Raw genomic sequence first — 18,933 nt, 5'->3', positions numbered from 1 at the left:
TGCGCCAAGGGCGGTCGGTCCGGATCGCCGTTCAGGCGCGCAGTGGGGCGTGGGCGAACTCGGCGATGCCGGGGCCGAAGCCGACGGTGGCCGTGTAGCCGAGTGCCTGGCCGGCGCGGGCCGACGAGGCGAACACATGCCGGACGTCACCGGCGCGGAACTCGCCGGTGATCCTCGGCGGCTGCGCGCCGAAGGCGGTGCACAGCGCCCGCGCCATCTCACCGACGCTGTGTGGACGGCCGCTGCCGATGTTGAAGGCGCTCAGCCGGCGGGCCGGTGCCTCAGGCCAGCGCAGGGCGAGCAGGTTGGCCCGGGCCACGTCGGTGACGTGCACGAAGTCGCGTAGCTGGCCGCCGTCCTCGAACACGGCCGGGCGCCCACCGCGTTCCAGGGCGCTGCGGAACAGGGACGCGACACCGGCGTACGGGGTGTCGCGTGGCATGCGTGGTCCGTAGACGTTGTGGTAGCGCAGGGCGATGACGGTGCCGCCGCTGGCCGCCGCCCAGGCCGCCGCGAGATTCTCCTGCGCGAGCTTGGTGGCGGCGTACACCGACCGGGGGTCCATCGGCGCGTCCTCGGTGACGGGCCGCGGCTCGACGGGCTGTCCACAGGTCGGGCAGCGCGGGTCGAACCGGCCGGCGGCGAGGTCGGGTTCCTGCCGGGGCCGCGGGCGGACCGGGCCGTGCGCCGGGCACCGGTAGGCGCCCTCGCCGTAGACGACCATCGAGCTGGCCAGTACCAGCCGGTGCAGGCCGGCGCGGGCCATCTCGGCCAGCAGGACGGCCGTGCCGAGATCGTTGTGCGCGACGTAGGCGGGGAGATCGGCCAGGTCGACACCCATGCCGACCATCGCCGCCTGGTGGCAGACCGCGTCCACACCGTCCAGTGCGGCCCGGACGGTCTCCGCGTCACGCACGTCACCGACCTGGAGCTGGGCCCGGGGATCAAGGCCAGCGAGGCCGGCGAGGCTGGCGAGGTCGGCGTCGGAGGTACCGGAGGTATCGGACCCGGGGGCTTCGGGGCCGCGAGCGCGGCGGTGCACGTCGGGTAGCAGCGCGTCCAGGACACGTACCTGAATACCGGCGGCGAGCAGAACGTCGACGACGTGGGAACCGATGAATCCGGCGCCGCCGGTGACAAGGACCCGCATGCCACCGACGCTAACTGTCAGTGTGCGGACCGGATCTTACGAAGCGCTGACATCGCGGCGCCCCGGGACCGGGTGGTGCGCCCGCCGGGCGGGACAGCCGGCCGATCAGCTCGCCACGGGCAGGTTGACCACGAACCGGCAGCCGCCGCGCACGTTGTGCACGCTGACCTCGCCGCCATGCGCCTCCGTGAGGGCGCGGACGATGGCCAGCCCCAGGCCCGCACCAGCCCGGTCGCGGTCCTCGGACGGGGACCGGGCGCTCTCACCGCGATACCCGGCGTCGAACAGCCGCCCGAGATCATCGGGTGGGATCCCGCCGCAGCCGTCGCGGACGGCGAGTTCGGCCCGCCCGTTCGCCACCGACGCCGAGACGGCGACGGTCCCGTCGCTGGGGGTGTGCCTGATCGCGTTGGCGATCAGGTTCGTCAGCACGCGCTGGAACTCGACCACGTCCACGTCGACACGGTCGAGTTCGTCCACGTCGCCGGTGAGCCGGACACCTTTCGCCCGTGCGATCGGATCGGCCGTGCCGATCGCCTCGGCGACCAGATCGGCCACCCGGACCTTCTCCACCGCGAGGGCGATCACGCCGGCCTGCAGCTGGGAAAGCTCGAACAGCTCGTCGAGCAGCACGGTCAGGCGTTCGCTGCCGCGCACCATCGTGCGGTGGTAGGCGGCGATGACCGCCGGGTCGTCGACGACACCGTCGTCCAGCGCCTCCGCGACGGCGCGAATCCCGGCGACCGGGGTGCGCAGGTCGTGACTGACCCAGGCGACGAGTTCACGCCGGCTCGCCTCCAGCGCCCGTTCCCGTTCGGCCGCCGCCAGCAGCCGGCGATGGGAGTCGTCGAGCGCACGGGCGATCACCGCCAGCTCCGCGCTGGGCGGCTCACGGTCGGTCGGACGGTAGCCGGGGCCGCCGAGCTGGCCCGCGGCGGCGGCCAGGACGTGGGAGACACGGGCGACGGACAGGCCCAGCCACAGTGTCATGGCCGCGGTCACACTCCCGGACACGGCGACCACCAGGAGCACGACGTGCAGGTCATGCTGGGACAGGAACATCACTTTGGCCGTGACCGCGACACCGGCCGCCATGCCACCCACCGCGACGGCGACGATGGCCGCCGCCCAGACCCGCAGGGACGCCCGCCGCAGGCGGTGCAGCACCGGGGCCGCGAGCAGCGGGGCGGCCAGGGAGCAGCCGAGCGCGATCGCGCAGATCTGCAGGTCCGGTTCCACCGGTCAGCCCGCTTCCACGGGTTCATCCGACGGAACGGATGTGGCAGTGACCTCCTGAGCAGGTAGATCACATCGGTAGCCGACGCCCCAGACGGTGGTCAGCACGGTGGGAGATTTCGGATCGTCCTCGATCTTCTCCCGCAGCCGGCGGATGTGCACCGTGACGGTGGAGCTGTCCCCGTAGGTCCAGCCCCAGACCCGTTCGAGCAGCGTCGCCCGGGAGAACGCCACCCCGGGATGGCGCAGCAGGAAGGCGAGCAGATCGAACTCGCGGATCGTCAGGGACAGGTCGTGGCCGTCCCGGATGACGGTGCGCGCGGCCAGATCGACGGCGAGCCGGCCCGCCCGCAGCAGGGGGCGGCCGACCGGGCCGGGTGGCGGTTCCTGGGTGCGGCGCAGCACCGAACGCACCCGCAGGACGAGTTCGCGGGGGGAGAACGGTTTGGTCACATAGTCGTCGGCGCCTGTCTCCAGCCCGAGGATCCGGTCCGACTCGGCGCCGAGGGCGGTGAGCATCACCACGGGCACCGGGCCCAGTTCGCGCAGCCGTCGACAGACCTCCAGACCCGGCAGGCCCGGCAACATCAGATCGAGGACGACCAGGTCGGGCGGGGTTCGTTCGGCGGCGGTGAGCGCACCCGGGCCGTCGACGGCCCGGTCGACCTCGAACCCGGCCCGGAGCAGGTAACGGCTGACGACATCGGCGACGGTGATGTCGTCATCGACGAGCAGGACACGGGCCACCGTCTCACCGTAGGCGCTGTGGGAGATCCTCCGTGGAGGAGACGGGTGCCCGTTCGGGATTCGTAATCTTCTCCGCCGGTCGCTCGGATGACGGGCTCGGCGCCCGCGGCAGGCATCCCCGTTCCGTAAGAATTCCGGTCACCAACCGTGGCTAGCGTGCCGCGCATGCCCATCGTGAACACCGCCAGGGACCCGGCCAACCTGGCCGACCCGGCCGATCTGGCCGACCCGGCCGACCTACCGGGCGGGATCGACGTCGTCCTGCCCTGTCTGAACGAGGCGAGCGCACTGCCCTGGGTGCTCTCCCGGATGCCGGTCGGCTATCACCCGATCGTCGCCGACAACGGTTCCACCGACGGGTCGGCCCAGCTGGCTCGCGCGCTCGGCGCCGAGGTGGTGACGGTGACCGAACGCGGCTATGGCGCGGCGGTCCACGCGGGCCTGCTCGCGGCGCGCGCGCCGGTGGTGTGCTGCTGCGACACCGACGCCTCGCTGGACCCGGCCGAACTGCCCGGACTGGTCGCGACGGTGACCGCCGGCCATGCCGACCTGGTGCTGGGCCGGCGGCGTCCGGTGACATCGGCCGCCTGGCCGGTGCACGCCCGGGTGGGCAACGCGGTGGTGGCGGCCGCCGTGCGCCGCCGGTGTGGGACGGGCGTGCGTGACCTCGGGCCGATGCGCGTCGCCCGGCGCACCGACCTGCTGGACCTCGGGATCACCGACCGCCGGTTCGGCTACCCGTTGGAACTGGTCGTCCGGGCTGCCGCCGGGGGCTGGCGGATCACCGAGACGGACGTCCGCTACCACCCGCGGACGGGCCGGTCGAAGGTCACCGGTACCGCGCTGGGCACCGCCCGCGCCGTGCGGGACATGACAGCGATCCTGCGACGCCTGCCATGACCATGACGCGACCCCCAGGCCGTGCGGGGACCCGCCATCTGCCGGCAGCCGCCGACCGGTCGCCGAACCCGCTCGGCCCACCCACACTGATCGTGATCGCCAAGGAACCGCTGCCCGGCCGGGTCAAGACCCGGCTGACACCGCCCTACACACCGCGGGAGGCGGCCCGGTTCGCCGCGGCGGCGCTCGCGGACACCCTGGACGCGGTGGCGTCCGCGAGCCGGACGCTGGGGGTCCGGCCCCTGGTCGTCCTCGACGGCCATCCGGGCCACTGGCTGCCCCGGGAGTTCGCCCTGCGTGCCCAGGTCGACGGTCCGCTCGACGTCCGCCTCGCCGCCGCCTTCGACGCGGTCCGCGGCCAGCCGGCACTCCTGGTCGGGATGGACACCCCACAGATCACCCCGGCCGGGCTGCTCCGGGCCGCGGCGCGGCTGCGCCGGGACACCGACGCCGCGTTCGGCCGGGCACAGGACGGCGGATGGTGGCTGCTCGGTCTCGGCGCCGCGGACGGCGACCTGGTGCGCGGGGTGCCGACCTCCCAGCCCGACACCGGCGCCCGCCAGCACACCCGGCTGCGCGACGCCGGCCTGCGGGTGGTCGATCTGCCGGTGCTGCGTGACGTCGACACGGCCGCCGACATCGCACCGGTGGCGACCCTCGTCCCCCGCGGCCGGTTCGCGGCCGTCGCCGCCGATCTGCGCTCGCGGTCATGTGACCCGGCCGGCGCACGGGAGACCGCGTGACGGCCCCGGCCGTGGAGCCGGCGACGGGCGGCGTGCCAGCGGGACACCTGTACGAGCTGGCCCTGCGGGTGCCCGCCGCCCGGCTGTGGGCCCGCGGCCCCGACGGTCGCCGGCCGGTTCCCGTCGACCTGTGGCGGGGGGAACCGGTACCGGGCGACGAGGTGCTGCTGTGCGCCTGCCAGGGACCGACGCTCGACGTCGGCTGCGGCCCGGGACGGCTGGCCGCCGCGCTGACCCGCCGCGGCGTCCCCGCTCTCGGGATCGACATCACCGCGGGTGCGGTGACGCTGGCCCGGCGGGCCGGGGCGAGGGCGCTGCGCCTGGACGTGTTCGGTCCGGTCCCGGACACGGGGCGCTGGCAGGAGATCATCCTGGCGGACGGGAACATCGGTATCGGCGGCGATCCGGGCCGGCTGCTGCGCCGCGCACGGGCCCTGCTGGCCGGACGTGGGCGGATCCTCGCCGAGGTGGAGGGCCCGGGCCGGCCGACCCGGGTCTATCCCGCCAGGCTGGAGGTCGCGGGCCTGACCAGCGCGCCGTTTCGCTGGGCCACGGTGGGTGTGGACGGCATCGGGCCGCTCGGCGCGTCCGTGGGGTTGCGCGTCACCGCGGTGACCGCCCGGGCCGGCCGGTACTTCGCCGTGCTCGAACCGCGCGCCGGAGCATGACCGCCGCGGCGACAGTCCAGATCGCTGCCAGCACGATCAGCAGGTTGCGCCCGTAGGGCAGCGGATCGACCGACGGGTTCGCCGGATGACCGACCCGGCCGGACCACAACGGAAAACTGACCAGCGCGACCGAGGCGGAGACGAACGACGCGACCTGGATCACCGCCCGGTAGGGGTGCGCGACGATCCGGCTCAGGATGACGCCGAGCACGGCGGCGGCCGGTGCCACGATCACGTCGTGCCCGAGCAGTCCCCCCAGCAGCCAGCGCAGCGTGTGCACCGGATGGGTGGCCCGGGGATGCGCCATCAGGCCGGCGATCCCGTATCCGGCCACGGCCACACCGGCAGCGGCCGCGACGGCCCGGACCGCGGTGCCGGCCCGGACCGCGGTGACGACCCGGGCGAACGCGTGGGGCTGGGCAGGATCGTGCCGGTCGACGAGGCCCGGCGGATCGGAGCTGTCGGCGCCCGGCGGGCGGTCCGTGGGCTGCGGGCCGGTCACACCATCACCACCCGGTGCACCCATTTGGTCTGCAGGACACCCGGCCGGTTCGGCGCGATGAGACGGGCCGGGTAGCCGTGGTCGAGGGCGAGTACCGCACCGCCGAGCCGGGTGGCGATCAGCGTCGCCGGATCCCGGGCGTGCGGGGGATCGACCACGCTGGTCCGGTAGCCGCCGCGGCGTTCCAGCGATTCCACCCGCACGCTCGCGTGCGCCGGTACGTCGGCCCGGTCGAGCAGGTCGGCCAGGCGCACCCCGGTCCAGGTGGCGTCCGCCGCCCAGCCCTCGACGCAGGTGATCGGCAGCCGCACGGTGACCAGGCTCCGCGCGTACAGCTCGTCCAGCGACAGCGAGAACGGCCGGGGACCCACGATGTCCAGCTGGTAGCCGCGGTCCCGGGCGATGACGACGACCCCGGCGGCCAGGGCCGTGCGGTTCACCGGCAGGCCCTGCGGACCGACGCCGGGTTTGCGGGGTGCCAGCAGCACGGTGTCCCCGAGGCCCGGCACGAACTGCCCAGCGGTCGTCACCGTGACCACCCCGGCGGCGGCGCCCACCGCGAGGCCGAACCCGCGTCGGGACAGTCCGTCGTCCGCCGGTTCGGGCTGACTGATCCGATCGCTCAGGTGCGTTCGGGCCGCCCGGTCCCGGCCGACGTTGGCCCGCACGATGGTGATCTTCGCGGTGATGTGCACGATCAGGGCGCCGATGGTGATCCAGGCGACCCAGTAGTGCGTGACGGTGAAGAAGAACCGGAACGGATACCACTGGGCGATGTTGGCGATCCCGGTCGCCAGCTGGAAGATCGCTCCGGCGATCAGCGGGATGATGGAGATCCGCTCGGCGGCGTGCGCGACGCCGCGCACCGGCGGCCATTCCCACAGCCGCGGATACACCGTCCACAGCTTCGCCAGCAGCAGCGGCACGCTCACCAGCCCGCTGGTCACATGCAGCCCCTGGGTGAACCGGTAGAACCAGACCGGCCGGGACGGCCACGAGAACCCGTCCGGGGGGTGCTGCATGAAATGCGAGACGAGCCCCGTGCCGAACGCCGTGCCGAACGCGACGCCGAGCCAGATGCCGAGCAGCGACGCCATCCGCGGATCGTGCAGACGGCTGGTGAACGCCGCTGGACGCACCGGCCCGCGGCGCGGCCATCGCAACCGTGCCGGCCACCCGGGGGATGCCAGCCGTCGTCGCGGAGACGCCGGATATCGCGGATGTCGCGGATGTGCCGGCCGCCGTCGGTCGCGCAGGTCCATGCCCGGACGGTAAGGGGGTCGATCTTCCGAAATCCCTGATCGTTTCCTTACGATCCGCGGATACCGCGCCGGCCCGACGTACACCGCCGATCCGGCGCGGCAGGCTCGGTCCGTGGCCGTCCCGTCGATCCTGCGCAAGCACGACCCAACCCCGCCGCCGCGTGATCCGACGCCGCGGCCCGGCGAGGCGTCCCGCGGCGAGCGCCGCCCGTCGACACCCGGCCGGGGCCGGATCACCGGACGGCACTGGCTGATCTGCGCCGGGATGCTGCTGGCGGGCGCCCTGGCACTCGAAGCGGCGACGATCACCCGGCCGGGCCCGTTGCCGGGTGGTCCGGCCGTGCTCTACCTGGTTCTCGGCTGGTGGGCCGTGGCCATGCTCGCGGTGGCCGTGCTGGTGCGGGTGGCGCCGCGGCGCGGCGTGCTCCTGCTGCTGATGGCCGGGGCGGTGGCGGTCCACGTCCTGGTCCTCGCCTTCGCCTCGGGGCCGAGGATGAGCGACGACCTGTACCGCTACGCCTGGGACGGCAAGGTGTCCAGCGCCGGTATCGACCCGTACCGCTACCCGACCGACTCCCGTGCGCTGGCGCCACTGCGGGACCGCTGGCTGTGGCCCGACCCGGCCGGCTGCGCCCGGCTGGGCCACCGGCCCGGCTGCACGAGGATCAACTATCCGACGGCGCACACCATCTACCCGCCGGTCGCGCAGGCCTACTTCACCGCCGTGCACTACCTGCCCGGCCCGCCACGCGAGCACCGTCTGCAGCTCTACGCGGCGGTGCTGTCGCTGTCGACGACCCTGCTGCTGATCCGGGTGCTGCCCCGGTTCGGCCGTCATCCGGGTCTCGCCGTCGCCTACGCCTGGGGGCCGTCCGCCGGCCTCGACGTCGGGATGGACGCGCACGTCGACATCCTCGCCGTCCTCGCCGCCACCGCCGCACTGGCGCTGCTGCGCCAGCCCCGGCAGGCACCACCAGCCACACCCACCACCCGCTCCGCCCCACACGCGGCCGCCGCCGCGCACCCTCATCCGACCGGACGTGACCCGGACGGGGGATCGCAGCACGGCGGCTTCTGGACGGCCCGCCGGCGTCGTCACCTCATGCCGCTGGCGGCGGGCGCGCTGCTGGGAGCCGCCGTGGCGGTCAAGCTCTATCCCGCGTTGCTGATCCCCGCCGCCGCGCGGCGGCGAGCCGTCGTCGCCATCGCCGCGGCCGGGGTCGTGGTCCTGTCCTACCTGCCGCACGTCGCGGTGGTCGGCACCGCGGTCGTGGGCTTCCTACCCCGGTACCTGACCGTGGAGGGCTACAACGAAGGGCACCGGTTCCTGCTGCTCGGCCTGCTCGGCCTGACCGGGACGGCGGCGAAGACCGTGGCCGTGGCGGCGGTCGGGTCCGTGGCGCTCGTCGTCTGGCGCACCGATCCGGCCGGGGTCCCGGTCGAACGGGCGGCCCTGTGGGTGCTGGGCACCGCGTTCCTCGTCGCCACGCCGGCCCAGCCCTGGTACTCGATCCTGCTGGTGGTCCTCGCCGTCCTCGCCGGACGCCTGGAGTGGATCGCGGTCGCCGTCGGCCCCTACGTCCTGTACATGGCGCTGTTTCGGGACCTCGCCGTCGCCGACGTGTACGCCCGCCCCGGCGGCTACGTCCTCGGCGCTGTGGTCGTCGCGCTTGTCGCGCTGTTTCGCCAGACGGGGTCGAAACGCCGCGCCCGGGGGGCGGGCCGCCGGCATCACACCGAAGACGGCGGGTAGCGCGGATACCAGTCGAGTCGATCTCAGCGGTCGGCGCCGGCCAGGTCGGCGGCGGGTTCGGCGGCGGGCGGGGGAATCCATGCGAACGGCGGCTGGCCCGGGTGCAGGCCTCCTTCCACCTCGAGGGCGCGCAGTTCGGCCTCGAACAGCGCGGGCAGGTGCGAGCCGCCCTGGACGGCCCCGTCCAGCGTGAATCCGATGGCCGCCTGCCCATCGAGTCCACCGAGCATGACCGCCATGCGCTGACCGCCGGGCAGCGGCGGAATCGGCACCGCCGCGGTGACCGGGCGGCCGAGGACGTCCAGCGGCCCGCTCAGACCGTGTGGATTCGACGCGGTCAGCGCGAAGACCCGCGACATCATGTCGGCGGCCATCACGGTCGGCCGAAGCGGATTCGGAACCGTCCAGAGAAAAAGGCGTTCGGCGACGCCCGGTGTGCCGACCCTCTTGTGTCGCGAGGTCTGCCGATGGATCGCCTCGACCCGCCGGCGCACCGAGACCTCACCGTAGGGCAGCGCGATCCGGACAGAGGTCAGATAGTTGCCCACACGGATCTGTTCGGTCGTCCGGCGTGTGCTGACCGGCATCGCGGCATGCACCCGTTCCCGCCGCCGGCTGACATGCTCGGTGTTCACGTTTGACCAGGCGCGAAGGGTACCGGTGAGCGCGGCCAGGAAGATGTCGTTCACCGGCACCTGGAACGCGCGGCCGATGGCTCGCAACCTGGCCAGGTCGACCTTCAGCCAGGTGTGCTGGGGGTGCCCGACCAGCGCCTGTTCGAACGGGCCGATCGTGGCTGTCCGCGTGCACCAGCTCAACATGTGCGCGGTCGCATGGCCAAGGGCCCGTGGGTCGGACCGGCGGGCCGATGCTGACCGAAGCGGAGCGTGGGTCGCCCCGGGGCCCGGATGGCCGAACAGCCTCTCCAGCAGCAGGTTCTGCCCCAGACCGTCCATCCACACATGACTGGAGCGAAACAACAGGGAGAAGCCGTCCGGGCGGTGCCCGTGCAGCAGCCAGAGCTGCCAGGGAGGCAGGTCCGCGGGGAACGCGGATGTGGACAGTCGCTGCACCGCGACGCGTAGTCCCGCCGTGTCCGCCCCGGTCGGGAGCTGACAGGAATGAACGTGCCGGGCGGCGTCGAAGGCGTTGTCCGTGACCCAGCACGGGCGCCTTCGCCGGGCCGCGAGCATACGCTGGGTCAGCGGGAGGCAGCCGCGGGCCCGATCGGCGACCAGTTCACGCAGCGCCTCGAGGTCGGGTACGGACCCGTGGACATCCAACAGGCAGCCCACCGCGAACGGCGTCGTCGGAAACGCGCGCTGGTACCCGAGAAGAAGCGTGTCCATGGGCGTGAACGGCTGCCCGGGGAAATCCGCGTCATCAGGCTGGCGCTTCGCGGTCGCCCGCGACAGCCATCCCGCGGCGTTGTTTCCGGTCGCCTGGTTCCTGCCGGTCTGTCGGCGCGTCGTGGCTGGCCCGCGGTGCGGCACCTGCCGGGAAACGCGGCCTGTCACCTGGGGCCGGCCAGCTCGGAACCGGGGGATCGCCGATCTTTTGTCATGTCCAGCTCCTGCGTTGACAGTGAACCCCGGCTGCGCCAGAAAACGCCTGTGACAAGAAGGTGTGCGTCGCGCGGAAGATCGATCCATTCAAGGCGGGTAAATATACCCGGAGGCATGGTGGTCGCGTCGGGACGACACGGGTCGGCCGGTGAGATGTCTCGCGGTTGACGGCGAGTTGGGATGGCCCATTTCGTGGCGGCCGGCGGAAGAGAGTGGACTGACGGATGTGGTGTATGAAGAGAAGTAATAGGCCGATTTGCCGATGTGCCGATGTGCTGATTGTTGCTGAGAGTGACTGACATACGCTCCTTCGGGAACCGGTGAAACACCCGAGAAGGAGAACGCGATGGCTGTGCGCCGACGGTGCGAGGCCGATTCGTTCGGCGGGGAACCGATGGCGGCGAGTCCGGATCCGTCGGGCTCGAGGGTGCTGGGAGCTCAGCCGGTACGTTCGTTGACGCCCACCCGCGGTAACGGGGGGCTGCTTCAGGTGGTGGGGTGCCAGCGGGTGATGACGTCGAGGGTGGGGGCGGTCGCGGTGCCGCGTGGTTCGGCGACGAGGCCGGCGGACTCGGCCACCTCGGCGACATCGTCGATGGTCTTCACCGGGCGTCCTGCGGTGTCGGCGAGCAGGAGCGCGCGGGTCAGCAGGCCCTTCGTCTGTTTCGCCTGGTAGCTGAGGGGGCGGCGGACCCAGCGTCCGTCGACGAGTCTCTCGGTCAGGGCACGTACCGGCAGGGCGTTGGCGCGCGCCGGTCCGGTGAGGGAGGGCACGGTCGCGTAGTCCGACGAGCGCAGGTCCACGACGAGGTGCTCACCGATGTCGTCCGGGGCGCCGGTGAGCAGGTCGGGCAGGGCTGAGGCGAGCCGGGCGCGCCAGAAGGCCGCGAGGACGGTCGATACGCCGCGGCCGCCGAGGCCGGGGATCGCCGCGGTCATGGCGACCCGGTGGTCGGGCACCGGCTCGGCCGCGCCGAGCAGGCCGAACGCCCCGTGGGAGACGAACAGGGTGTGGCTGGCCGCGGCTCGTGCGGGGGCTGGCAGGCTCGCCGGGTCCAGTGCCTGGTAGAGGATGCCGACGAACCGGTCGAGCGCGGGCATCGTCGGTGCGTCCAGCATCGCGGTGTTGGCGGCCAGGTCGGCCTGCGCGCGGGAGGCCGGTAGCCGCAGCGCGGCGATCGCCGCGTTCGGTTTGGACCGGCAGAACGCGGTGACCGCCCGGACGACCTCGGCGCGGGCGTCCGCGAGCGGGCCGGCACCGAAGCCGGCCGTGCGCAGCGACGGCCCGTCGCCACCGGTGGCCTTCGCCTCGCTCGGCGGTAGCAGGACCCGCACTCCTCCGACCTCATCTCACGATCTCGACATCCGGCGTTCTGTGCTGCCAGGCTACGGCGGCATCGGAGGGCGTCGGCGAGTTGATGAGTCGTCCTCGTGGACCGGCTCAGGTGGAGCCGGCTACCGCGGGCGGAAGGTGCGGGTCGTCGATCGGTAGGTCGGCGACCGGTTCTTCGAGATGGTCCAGGTCGCGCGTGCCTCCCGCGCGCTCGTCGATGTTGAGATGTGACGGACAGTGACGTGCTCGCGGTAGGCTGCCGGGCGTGAAGACGAGATCCCTGGGGCCGTTCACCGTTTCCGCGATCGGCCTCGGTGCGATGCCGTTCTCCATGAACGAGGACCGGAGCTGATCGCGTTCCTGCCGTGGAGCCCGCTCGGTGGTACCGGTGGTGGCGCGCGGACCATCGGAGAGCGCTTCGACGTCTTCGCGCGGATCGGCGCCGCGCACGACGTCAGCCCGCAGCGGGTGGTGCTGGCGTGGGAGCTCTCGCTCGGCGACCACGTCATCCCGATCCCCGGGGCCCGCCGGCCGGAGTCGATCGTCGACTCCGCCGCGGCCGCCGATCTCGAGCTCAGCGCCGAGGAACTGGCTCGCTGCTCCACGGCCGTCGGTCCGTCGATCATCCAGTAGCCGTTCGGAGTCGATCCCCGTCGAGGCTCCGCTTCGTGATCGTGTCGATCGCGCGGTCCGGCGGCGCGGCGCGCACCCAGGTCTCGGCGGGTTCGGGTACGGACGGGTTCGGGTACGGACGGGGACGCCGACACGCGCCGCAGGCAGGCACCCCTCGACGTACGTGCAACCACATTCGGTCGCGCTGGAACTGGCAGCGACGGTTTGGGGTAGCGCGGACAACCCCGTCGGGGAGAACTCCCCGGGAAGTGTCAGTGAGAACGTCGATGCCCCGCGAGGAGACGGTTCTCCGGGGTGGGCGCACCAGACCATCCTCTGGTCGAACTTCGTTGACCAGGATGTTCGCGGCTTTGGCTTGACAGAAAGTACCTGGTCAGGGTGGAGGCGTATCGCCCGAACGTATGGTGTGGCTATGATGGCCGTGGCGGATGAATCGACTCAGGGGGATTGGAATCGATGGCTCGGGTTGTCTCCACCGACACGGCACGTGACGCGATCGGGCGTATGCAGCAGATCATCAACTCCGGGCTCATTCAGGAGATCCAGAACCTGAAGAACGAGGGTCAGCTGTTGAGCGACCCGAACAACTGGGATGGCGGCCTTGCCGTGCAGTTCCGCACCGACATCTGGCCGCAGACCAGAACGGCGCTCGACAACGCGGTCACCCAGCTCGGCCAGTTGCAGCAGAAGATCAGTCAGATCAACACCGACATCATGACCGCGGGCGGCAACTGAGCCGGGTGCCCGGTGGCTGCCCACGCCGCGCCGCGGCACCGCGTGGTGCTCTGCGCCGCAGCGCTTCCCGGTCGGCAGTCGAGGCAGGCTGTCCGGCCGGTGTCGGGGATCGGAGCGCGGTCCCTAGCCGTAGACCGGCAGGCAGCCTGTCGCCATGAAGGTGGGCGGCTGCGGCACGGCGAACGGCTCGGGCGCGGAGCCGTAGTCGTCGTCGTCGGCACCGAGGAGTGCGTCCTCGACGCGATGGAAGAAGCTGCGGTGCTGCCTTTTCTCGGTGACGTGGTCGGCGTACCGGACTTTCGCCTCCTCGGTCATCGCCTGGCTCCACAGGCTGGCCAGGGTCCGCGCGTCGCCCCGCATCGCGGTACTGAGATTCGTGTCGCTTCCCTGCTCGGTGGTCACGCTGTTGCGGAAATCCGTGGCGTAACGGCCCTGCCAGTGGCGCAGTGCGGTGGTCGCGGCGGTGTCCCGCTTTCCGCGGAACGTGTCGACGTTGTCGGCCAGGCCCCACAGCCGTCGGGCCAGTTCAAGAGCACCGTCGAAGTCGAAGACCACATGCTGGCCGCCGTGCACATCCATGGTGGGCCCCCGATCATCAGTGGACTGTCCGAGGAATTGTAGGGCGCGCGGCAACGTGGCGCTCCCGGCCGGTTGAGAGGATCGTCGTGGCTACCAGTTCCGCGGATCCCGAGGACCTGGGCACCTATGTCACGGATGCCACCGCGGCTCGTACGACGCTGTCGACGGCGGCGGCCGGTGTGCGGGCCTACTACGACGAGGTGGTGGCCCGGTTCGGAGCGCGGTACAGCCTTGAACATCCGGATCTGTGGGCGAAGCTCAGTACGCATCTGGCCGATGCCGAACAGCGGGATCTTTTCGTCGGGACGGTGAAGGACGCGTTCGTCGCCGCGGACCGGGGTTCGGCGGGCACGGCCGCCGGCACGGTCACGGTCGAGGACAGCCGGATCGCCGCCGGGCTGGCGGCGGCCGGTGCCGGCTCGCTGCCGACGACCTCCCTGACCGTGGACGCCCCGCACCTGCTGGCCCACACCCCGGACAGTGGTTTCGCCGCCGATCCGGTGTGTACCGCGAACGGCAACCTCGTCGAACAGGAACTGGATCTTCCGCTGCCGGGTCGGGCGGCGCCGGCCAGCTGGCGGCGGACCTACAACTCCCGCGCCCATGATCGGCCCGGCGCGCATGGCCGTGGCTGGTCGAGCTGGGCCGATGCGGTGCTGGACGTCGGTGAGACACAGATCGAGTGGCACGACCCGGAGGGCGTCCGCGCCGTGGTGGCCCGTCCCGGTGCGGATCGGCCGGCGGAACTGCCGTTGCCGGGCTCGGTCCTGTACGCCGACGGCGCGGGTTTCCGTCTCACCCGTGGGCCGGGGGAGACCTGGTGGTACGACGCGGCCGGCCGTCCGGTGCGGGTGCGGGTCGACCGTTCGGAGCTGCTGCTCACCTGGTCCGACTCCCGGTTGAGGCGGCTGTCGTATCCCCGTTCGGGCCGGTTCCTCGAGCTCGACTGGGACGAGACCCGCGGCCTGATCACGATGGTGCGGGCCAGCGATGGCCGCCAGGTGCGCTACGGCTATGACGAGCACGCCAACCTGGTCGCCGTCGACGGCGGCCCGCAGGGCTCCCGCCGCTACCACTACGCCGACGAGACCAGCACGTCCACCAGCACCGGCTCTGGCCGGGGCCCCCTCGGCGAGATCGTGGACGCCGATGGCGTGGTGCTGGCCCGGACCACCTTCGACGAGGCCGGCCGGGTCCTGACCCAGCTCAGCCCCGAGGGCCGTCTCGTCGAGTTCGCCTACCGGGAGGGTCATCGCACGCTGGTCACCGATGCGGCGGGCGGGGCGATCAACGAGTACCGCCACGACTCCGCGGGCCGGCTGGTGACCGTCATCGACGACGCGGACCGCCCGTTCCGCCGGGTGTTCGACGACGCCGGGCGGCTGCGCGGAATCGAGGAACGTTCCGGCGCCCGCTGGACGATGGACTACGACGACGCGGGCAACCTGATTCACCGGGCCGGGCCGTGCGGCATCAGCGAACGCTGGTCGTGGGACGCCCTGGCCCGCCTGACCAGCCACACCGACCCGCGCGGCTATCGGACCCGCTGGATCTACGCCGGCACCGCCCACACCCCGGTGGAGATCGTCGACGCGGCCGGCGCCCTGACCAGGATCACCGTCAACGACGACGACCTGCCGACCTGCGTCGTCGATCCGGACGGTGTCACGACCCGGTTCCGCTGGGACGACGACGCCCAGCTCATCGACAGGCGGATCACCGGCGGCGGACGGACCAGCCTGCGCTACGACACGGCCGGCCGGCTCGCCGCGATCACCGGGCCGGCGGGCCAGACCCGCGGCTGGGAGTGCGACGACGCCGGACTGGTGGTACGCGAACATGGCCCGGACGGGGCGGGTAGCGCACACCACTACACGCCCGCGGGCCGTCCCGACGGCTACGTCGACCCCGCCGGTGGACGGTGGGCGTCGACGTACGGCCCGCACGGGCGGGTCGAGCAGGTCACCGACCCGTTGGGTTCCACCCTCGGCTTCGCCTACGACCTGTTCGGCAACACCACGCGGATCGTCGCCCCCGACGGCCAGACCTTCCACTTCGACCACGACGGTCTGGGAAGGCTGATCGCCTCACACGATCCCGCCGGTGCGACGTTCCGCCGCGACTACGACGCCGACGGCCGTCCGACCGTCGAAACCGACGCCGACGGCAACGCCTGGCAGGTCGACCACGACGAGGCCGGACGGCCGACCCGGCGCACCAGCCCGGACGGACGGTCCTGGCAGCGCACCTACGACCCGGCCGGCGCCATCCTCACCGAAACCGACCCCGCCGGTGCCACCACCGGCTACGAGCACGACCCCCGCGGACGGGTCGTGGCCATCACCGACCCCCTCGGCAACCGACGCACCCTGGAATGGACGCCCGGCGGCCGCCTCGCCGCCACCACCACGTCCCTGGGCCGCCGTGAGACCTACGGCTACGATCGGGCCGGCCGCTGGGTGCGGACCACCAGCCCGTCCGGGGCACGCACCCTCTACCGCCGCGACGACGCCGGCCGGTTGACCGCCCTGGTCACCCCCGCTGGCCGTGAGACGACCTGGGAGTACGACGCCCACGGCCGGGTCATCGCCATCACCCGGCCGGGCCAGCGGCGCACCACGATCGAACACAACCCGCTCGGTCTCCCGATCACCGTCACCGACGGCACCGGCGCCGCCCGCCGCTACACCTACGACGCCCGCGGCGCCCTGACCAGCGCCACCGACCCCCTCGGCGCCACCACCCGCTACGAACACAACACCCGCGGCCAGCTCACCGCCTGGACCGACCCCCTCGGCGGCCGCCACCACCTGCACTACGACCAGGTCGGCCGCCAGACCGGGATGACCGACCCGCTCGGCCGCACCACCACGCTCACCCGAGACCACAATGGCCGCGGTCAGACGGTGCGCCATGCGGACGGCACCGGGACGCGCTGCTGGTGGGATTCCGCTGGCCGGCTGACCGGGCGTGGCCTGCCGGACGAGGCGACGCCGCGGCTTCGCTACCTCCACGACGCAGCCGGTCGGCTCACCAGCGTGCAGGCGACGGGGGAAGGAGGTCCCACCGGCTCGCGCGATGTCACGGGTTCGCAAAGCACCATCGGGTCGAAGGACGCAGCGGCCTCGCGGGTCGCTACGAGTCCGGACGTCCAGGTGTCGCTGGAGTACGACCATGCTGGACGGTTGACCTCCCGCACCACCGCCGCGGGCCGGCTCGAATGGGCCTACGACAGCGACGGATGGTGCGTGAGCGTCGGCCGGGCCGGCACCACACCGGTGCGCTACGAGCACGACGACAACGGACGCCTTCGGGCGGTGGCGCATCCGGCGTTGGGCCGCCGCGTCATCGAGCGGGACCTGGACGGGCGAACCGCCACGCGCCCCGACCGGACCGTGGAACGCGACGGTGCCGGTCGGATCACCCGGGTGGTCGACCCCGGCGGGGAACTGCGGTTCGGCTACGACCTGGCCGGCCAGCTCGTCACGGCGCAGGGGCCGTGGGGCCGCTGGGCCTTCACCTGGGATCCAGGGGGACGGCTGATCGCCGAGGACCGCGGCGATCCCGAGGGCGTGATCCGTTCCACCTACGATGCCACCGGTCGCCTGCTTGAACGTCGGGTCGGCGACGCTCCCTCGACGACGTATGGCTACGACGCCACCGGACGGCGGCGAACGGAGGATGGGCCGACCGGCACGGTCCACTACGACTGGGATGCGCTGGGCCGGCTCCGCGGGCGTCGACGGGAGCCAGCCGACCCGCGGGCTGCGGCCCGGTCCGACCGACTCGTGGTGGATGCCCTCGGGGATCCGCTCGAGGTGAACGGCCAGCGTGTGCTCTGGGACCCGGTGGCCTGGCCGGGCCAGGCACACGCCGTGGGCGACCGAACCTACGTCCGGGCCGGGTCCGCCATCGGTGTGGTCGGCATGACCGACGGCGGTGCGACCGGCAGCGGCTCGGGGGCGGCCCGGTCCGCTGGTGGGCACTGGCTCGATCTCGACTGGCAGGGCTCGCCGGCGAAGCACGACCCGTGGGGTCTGCCGATCACGGCAGGCCCCGGTGCCGGCCTGGCTTCCGGCATCGGCCCTGTTGTGGGCGACTCCCGCCATGGTCTCGCGGACGCGCCTGCGGATGCACCGGGCCTGGACGGCGTACTCGGCTACCACGGTGAGCTGGTCCTCGGCGATCTGGTCTGGCAACGCGCACGCGTTCTCGACCCGCAGACCCGTTCTTTTCTGTCGCCTGATCCGCTCGCGAACATTCCCGGCATGCCGGGCCAGGCGAACCCCTACCATCACGCCTGGAACGACCCGGTCGGAATGGTCGACCCGACGGGATTGCGTCCCCTGACCGACGCGGAGTACAACGGCTACCGCAACCAGGCCGGCAGGGGCATGTTCGAGAAAGCCTGGGACAATATCAGGGCGGATCCGTGGGGGAGTCTCGGCGCCGCCGCGGTCATCGGTGCCGGCGTCGGGCTGATGTTCGTGCCGGGCGGCCAGGCGGCCGGTGTCGGAATACTCATCGGCGCCGGCAGCTCAGCCGCACTGGGCCTTGTCACCGGTAATTTCGACCCTCGCACCATCGCCGTCACCGGAATCGCCGGCGGCATCGGTGGCGGTGCTGTCGGTGGTCTCGCAAAATCGGGATTCTCCGCTGTAACGAGCAACGCTGTCGGCGGCGCGGCCCAGGACATCGCCATCCAGGGGGCCAGCCACCCAGGGCACTTCAACTTCGGTGAACTCGCCTTCAGCACCGCCACCGGCGGCCTGGCCGGGCGGTTCGGTACCACTGGGCGGTTCGGTGCCGGGAGCTACGCAGCCCGCAGCGAAAGCCTTATAGCCTCCACCTCCACCTCGATGACCCCGCAGCTCCGTATCTACCGAGGATCAAACCTTATCCTCGACGAATTATCTGTCGACCAGACAGGCTACATCATGAGCGACGCTGCCAGAACATCCTGGGCTGAGACCGATGATATCGGCGCGGCTCTCGTGGCTTCCGAGAAGGCGCACTCTGAGGGTATTGCCACCTGGGGAGGAGAGGCATCCTACTAAGAAGAACGAAAGTAACTGGACACGGATGGCACATTGTGATTTAATTCTTGCATGCGGGAGACGGACGGCC

The 18,933-nt window shown here is 72.2% G+C and carries 16 protein-coding genes; 7 read left to right on the top strand and 9 right to left on the bottom strand.

The window, feature by feature from the left end; genetic code table 11:
- Window positions 1-31: 31 nt before the first annotated feature.
- The 3 genes from MXD59_RS24205 to MXD59_RS24195 form a co-directional block, all read right to left on the bottom strand.
- Window positions 32-1,150, bottom strand: a complete 1,119-nt coding sequence (locus MXD59_RS24205) for an NAD-dependent epimerase/dehydratase family protein (protein WP_248826890.1) — start codon at window positions 1,148-1,150, stop codon at window positions 32-34.
- Between the two features lie 105 nt (window positions 1,151-1,255).
- The gene (locus MXD59_RS24200) at window positions 1,256-2,389 is read right to left on the bottom strand and encodes a sensor histidine kinase (protein ID WP_248826889.1); all 1,134 of its coding nucleotides are present in this window, start codon (window positions 2,387-2,389) and stop codon (window positions 1,256-1,258) included.
- A 3-nt stretch (window positions 2,390-2,392) separates the two neighbouring features.
- Window positions 2,393-3,133, bottom strand: coding sequence for a response regulator transcription factor (locus MXD59_RS24195; RefSeq protein WP_248826888.1), 741 nt, complete (start codon window positions 3,131-3,133; stop codon window positions 2,393-2,395).
- Window positions 3,134-3,298: 165 nt separating this feature from the next.
- Between MXD59_RS24195 and MXD59_RS24190 the strand changes: the two genes are divergently transcribed.
- The 3 genes from MXD59_RS24190 to MXD59_RS24180 are packed head-to-tail and all read left to right on the top strand — an operon-like array spanning window position 3,299 to window position 5,444.
- On the top strand, window positions 3,299-4,033 hold the full coding sequence (locus MXD59_RS24190; protein WP_248826887.1) for a glycosyltransferase family 2 protein: 735 nt from the start codon (window positions 3,299-3,301) through the stop codon (window positions 4,031-4,033).
- A gap of 2 nt (window positions 4,034-4,035) precedes the next feature.
- A complete protein-coding gene (locus MXD59_RS24185) occupies window positions 4,036-4,776 on the top strand; it encodes a TIGR04282 family arsenosugar biosynthesis glycosyltransferase (RefSeq protein WP_283097426.1) in 741 nt (246 codons plus the stop codon).
- A 32-nt stretch (window positions 4,777-4,808) separates the two neighbouring features.
- A complete protein-coding gene (locus MXD59_RS24180; RefSeq protein WP_248826886.1) occupies window positions 4,809-5,444 on the top strand; it encodes a methyltransferase domain-containing protein in 636 nt (211 codons plus the stop codon).
- Here MXD59_RS24180 and MXD59_RS24175 read toward each other — a convergent pair.
- Together MXD59_RS24175 and MXD59_RS24170 are read right to left on the bottom strand one after the other, a co-directional pair.
- Window positions 5,380-5,946 (bottom strand): hypothetical protein, encoded by a 567-nt coding sequence (locus MXD59_RS24175; RefSeq protein ID WP_248826885.1) that lies wholly within the window; start codon window positions 5,944-5,946, stop codon window positions 5,380-5,382. The genes MXD59_RS24180 and MXD59_RS24175 overlap by 65 nt on opposite strands.
- Window positions 5,943-7,043, bottom strand: a complete 1,101-nt coding sequence (locus MXD59_RS24170; protein WP_248826884.1) for a molybdopterin-dependent oxidoreductase — start codon at window positions 7,041-7,043, stop codon at window positions 5,943-5,945. The genes MXD59_RS24175 and MXD59_RS24170 overlap by 4 nt, the downstream gene beginning before the upstream one ends.
- A gap of 277 nt (window positions 7,044-7,320) precedes the next feature.
- Here MXD59_RS24170 and MXD59_RS24165 point away from each other — a divergent pair, with 277 nt between their 5' ends.
- Window positions 7,321-8,961: a hypothetical protein gene (locus MXD59_RS24165; protein WP_248826883.1), complete on the top strand. Its 1,641-nt coding sequence runs from the start codon at window positions 7,321-7,323 to the stop codon at window positions 8,959-8,961.
- A gap of 23 nt (window positions 8,962-8,984) precedes the next feature.
- On the opposite strand, the gene MXD59_RS24160 is transcribed toward MXD59_RS24165, so the two are convergent.
- From MXD59_RS24160 to MXD59_RS24150, 3 genes are all read right to left on the bottom strand, one after another.
- Window positions 8,985-10,310: a wax ester/triacylglycerol synthase domain-containing protein gene (locus tag MXD59_RS24160; RefSeq protein ID WP_248826882.1), complete on the bottom strand. Its 1,326-nt coding sequence runs from the start codon at window positions 10,308-10,310 to the stop codon at window positions 8,985-8,987.
- Between the two features lie 702 nt (window positions 10,311-11,012).
- The gene (gene yaaA, locus MXD59_RS24155; RefSeq protein ID WP_248826881.1) at window positions 11,013-11,861 is read right to left on the bottom strand and encodes a peroxide stress protein YaaA; all 849 of its coding nucleotides are present in this window, start codon (window positions 11,859-11,861) and stop codon (window positions 11,013-11,015) included.
- 106 nt (window positions 11,862-11,967) lie between these two features.
- Complete coding sequence (locus MXD59_RS24150; RefSeq protein WP_248826880.1) at window positions 11,968-12,309, bottom strand: hypothetical protein; 342 nt, start codon at window positions 12,307-12,309, stop codon at window positions 11,968-11,970.
- Window positions 12,310-12,327: 18 nt separating this feature from the next.
- On the opposite strand from MXD59_RS24150, the gene MXD59_RS27875 reads away from it, so the two are divergent.
- Window positions 12,328-12,492: a hypothetical protein gene (locus tag MXD59_RS27875; protein WP_248826879.1), complete on the top strand. Its 165-nt coding sequence runs from the start codon at window positions 12,328-12,330 to the stop codon at window positions 12,490-12,492.
- Window positions 12,493-12,948: 456 nt separating this feature from the next.
- Window positions 12,949-13,227 (top strand): hypothetical protein, encoded by a 279-nt coding sequence (locus MXD59_RS24140; protein WP_248826878.1) that lies wholly within the window; start codon window positions 12,949-12,951, stop codon window positions 13,225-13,227.
- Between the two features lie 123 nt (window positions 13,228-13,350).
- Here MXD59_RS24140 and MXD59_RS24135 read toward each other — a convergent pair whose 3' ends face one another.
- Window positions 13,351-13,806, bottom strand: coding sequence for a hypothetical protein (locus MXD59_RS24135; RefSeq protein ID WP_248826877.1), 456 nt, complete (start codon window positions 13,804-13,806; stop codon window positions 13,351-13,353).
- 86 nt (window positions 13,807-13,892) lie between these two features.
- On the opposite strand from MXD59_RS24135, the gene MXD59_RS24130 reads away from it, so the two are divergent.
- Window positions 13,893-18,863 carry a DUF6531 domain-containing protein gene (locus MXD59_RS24130; RefSeq protein WP_248826876.1) on the top strand — a complete coding sequence of 1,657 codons (4,971 nt, stop codon included), beginning with the start codon at window positions 13,893-13,895 and terminating at the stop codon, window positions 18,861-18,863.
- Window positions 18,864-18,933: the final 70 nt, after the last annotated feature.

The sequence above is a fragment of the Frankia umida genome (assembly GCF_023242945.1).
Lineage (GTDB): Bacteria > Actinomycetota > Actinomycetes > Frankiales > Frankiaceae > Frankia > Frankia umida.
Note: the sequence above shows the minus strand (reverse complement) of the source record. Positions and strands in the feature narration are given on the sequence as shown.

Excerpts from the sequence above, each read along its gene's own strand:
- MXD59_RS24205 (WP_248826890.1), bottom strand. The coding sequence starts at position 1,150 with ATGCGGGTCCTTGTCACCGGCGGCGCCGGATTCATCGGTTCCCACGTC.
- MXD59_RS24190 (WP_248826887.1), top strand. The coding sequence starts at position 3,299 with ATGCCCATCGTGAACACCGCCAGGGACCCGGCCAACCTGGCCGACCCG.
- MXD59_RS24185 (WP_283097426.1), top strand. The coding sequence starts at position 4,036 with ATGACGCGACCCCCAGGCCGTGCGGGGACCCGCCATCTGCCGGCAGCC.
- MXD59_RS24170 (WP_248826884.1), bottom strand. The coding sequence starts at position 7,043 with ATGGCGTCGCTGCTCGGCATCTGGCTCGGCGTCGCGTTCGGCACGGCG.
- MXD59_RS24160 (WP_248826882.1), bottom strand. The coding sequence starts at position 10,310 with ATGGACACGCTTCTTCTCGGGTACCAGCGCGCGTTTCCGACGACGCCG.
- MXD59_RS24140 (WP_248826878.1), top strand. The coding sequence starts at position 12,949 with ATGGCTCGGGTTGTCTCCACCGACACGGCACGTGACGCGATCGGGCGT.
- MXD59_RS24135 (WP_248826877.1), bottom strand. The coding sequence starts at position 13,806 with ATGGATGTGCACGGCGGCCAGCATGTGGTCTTCGACTTCGACGGTGCT.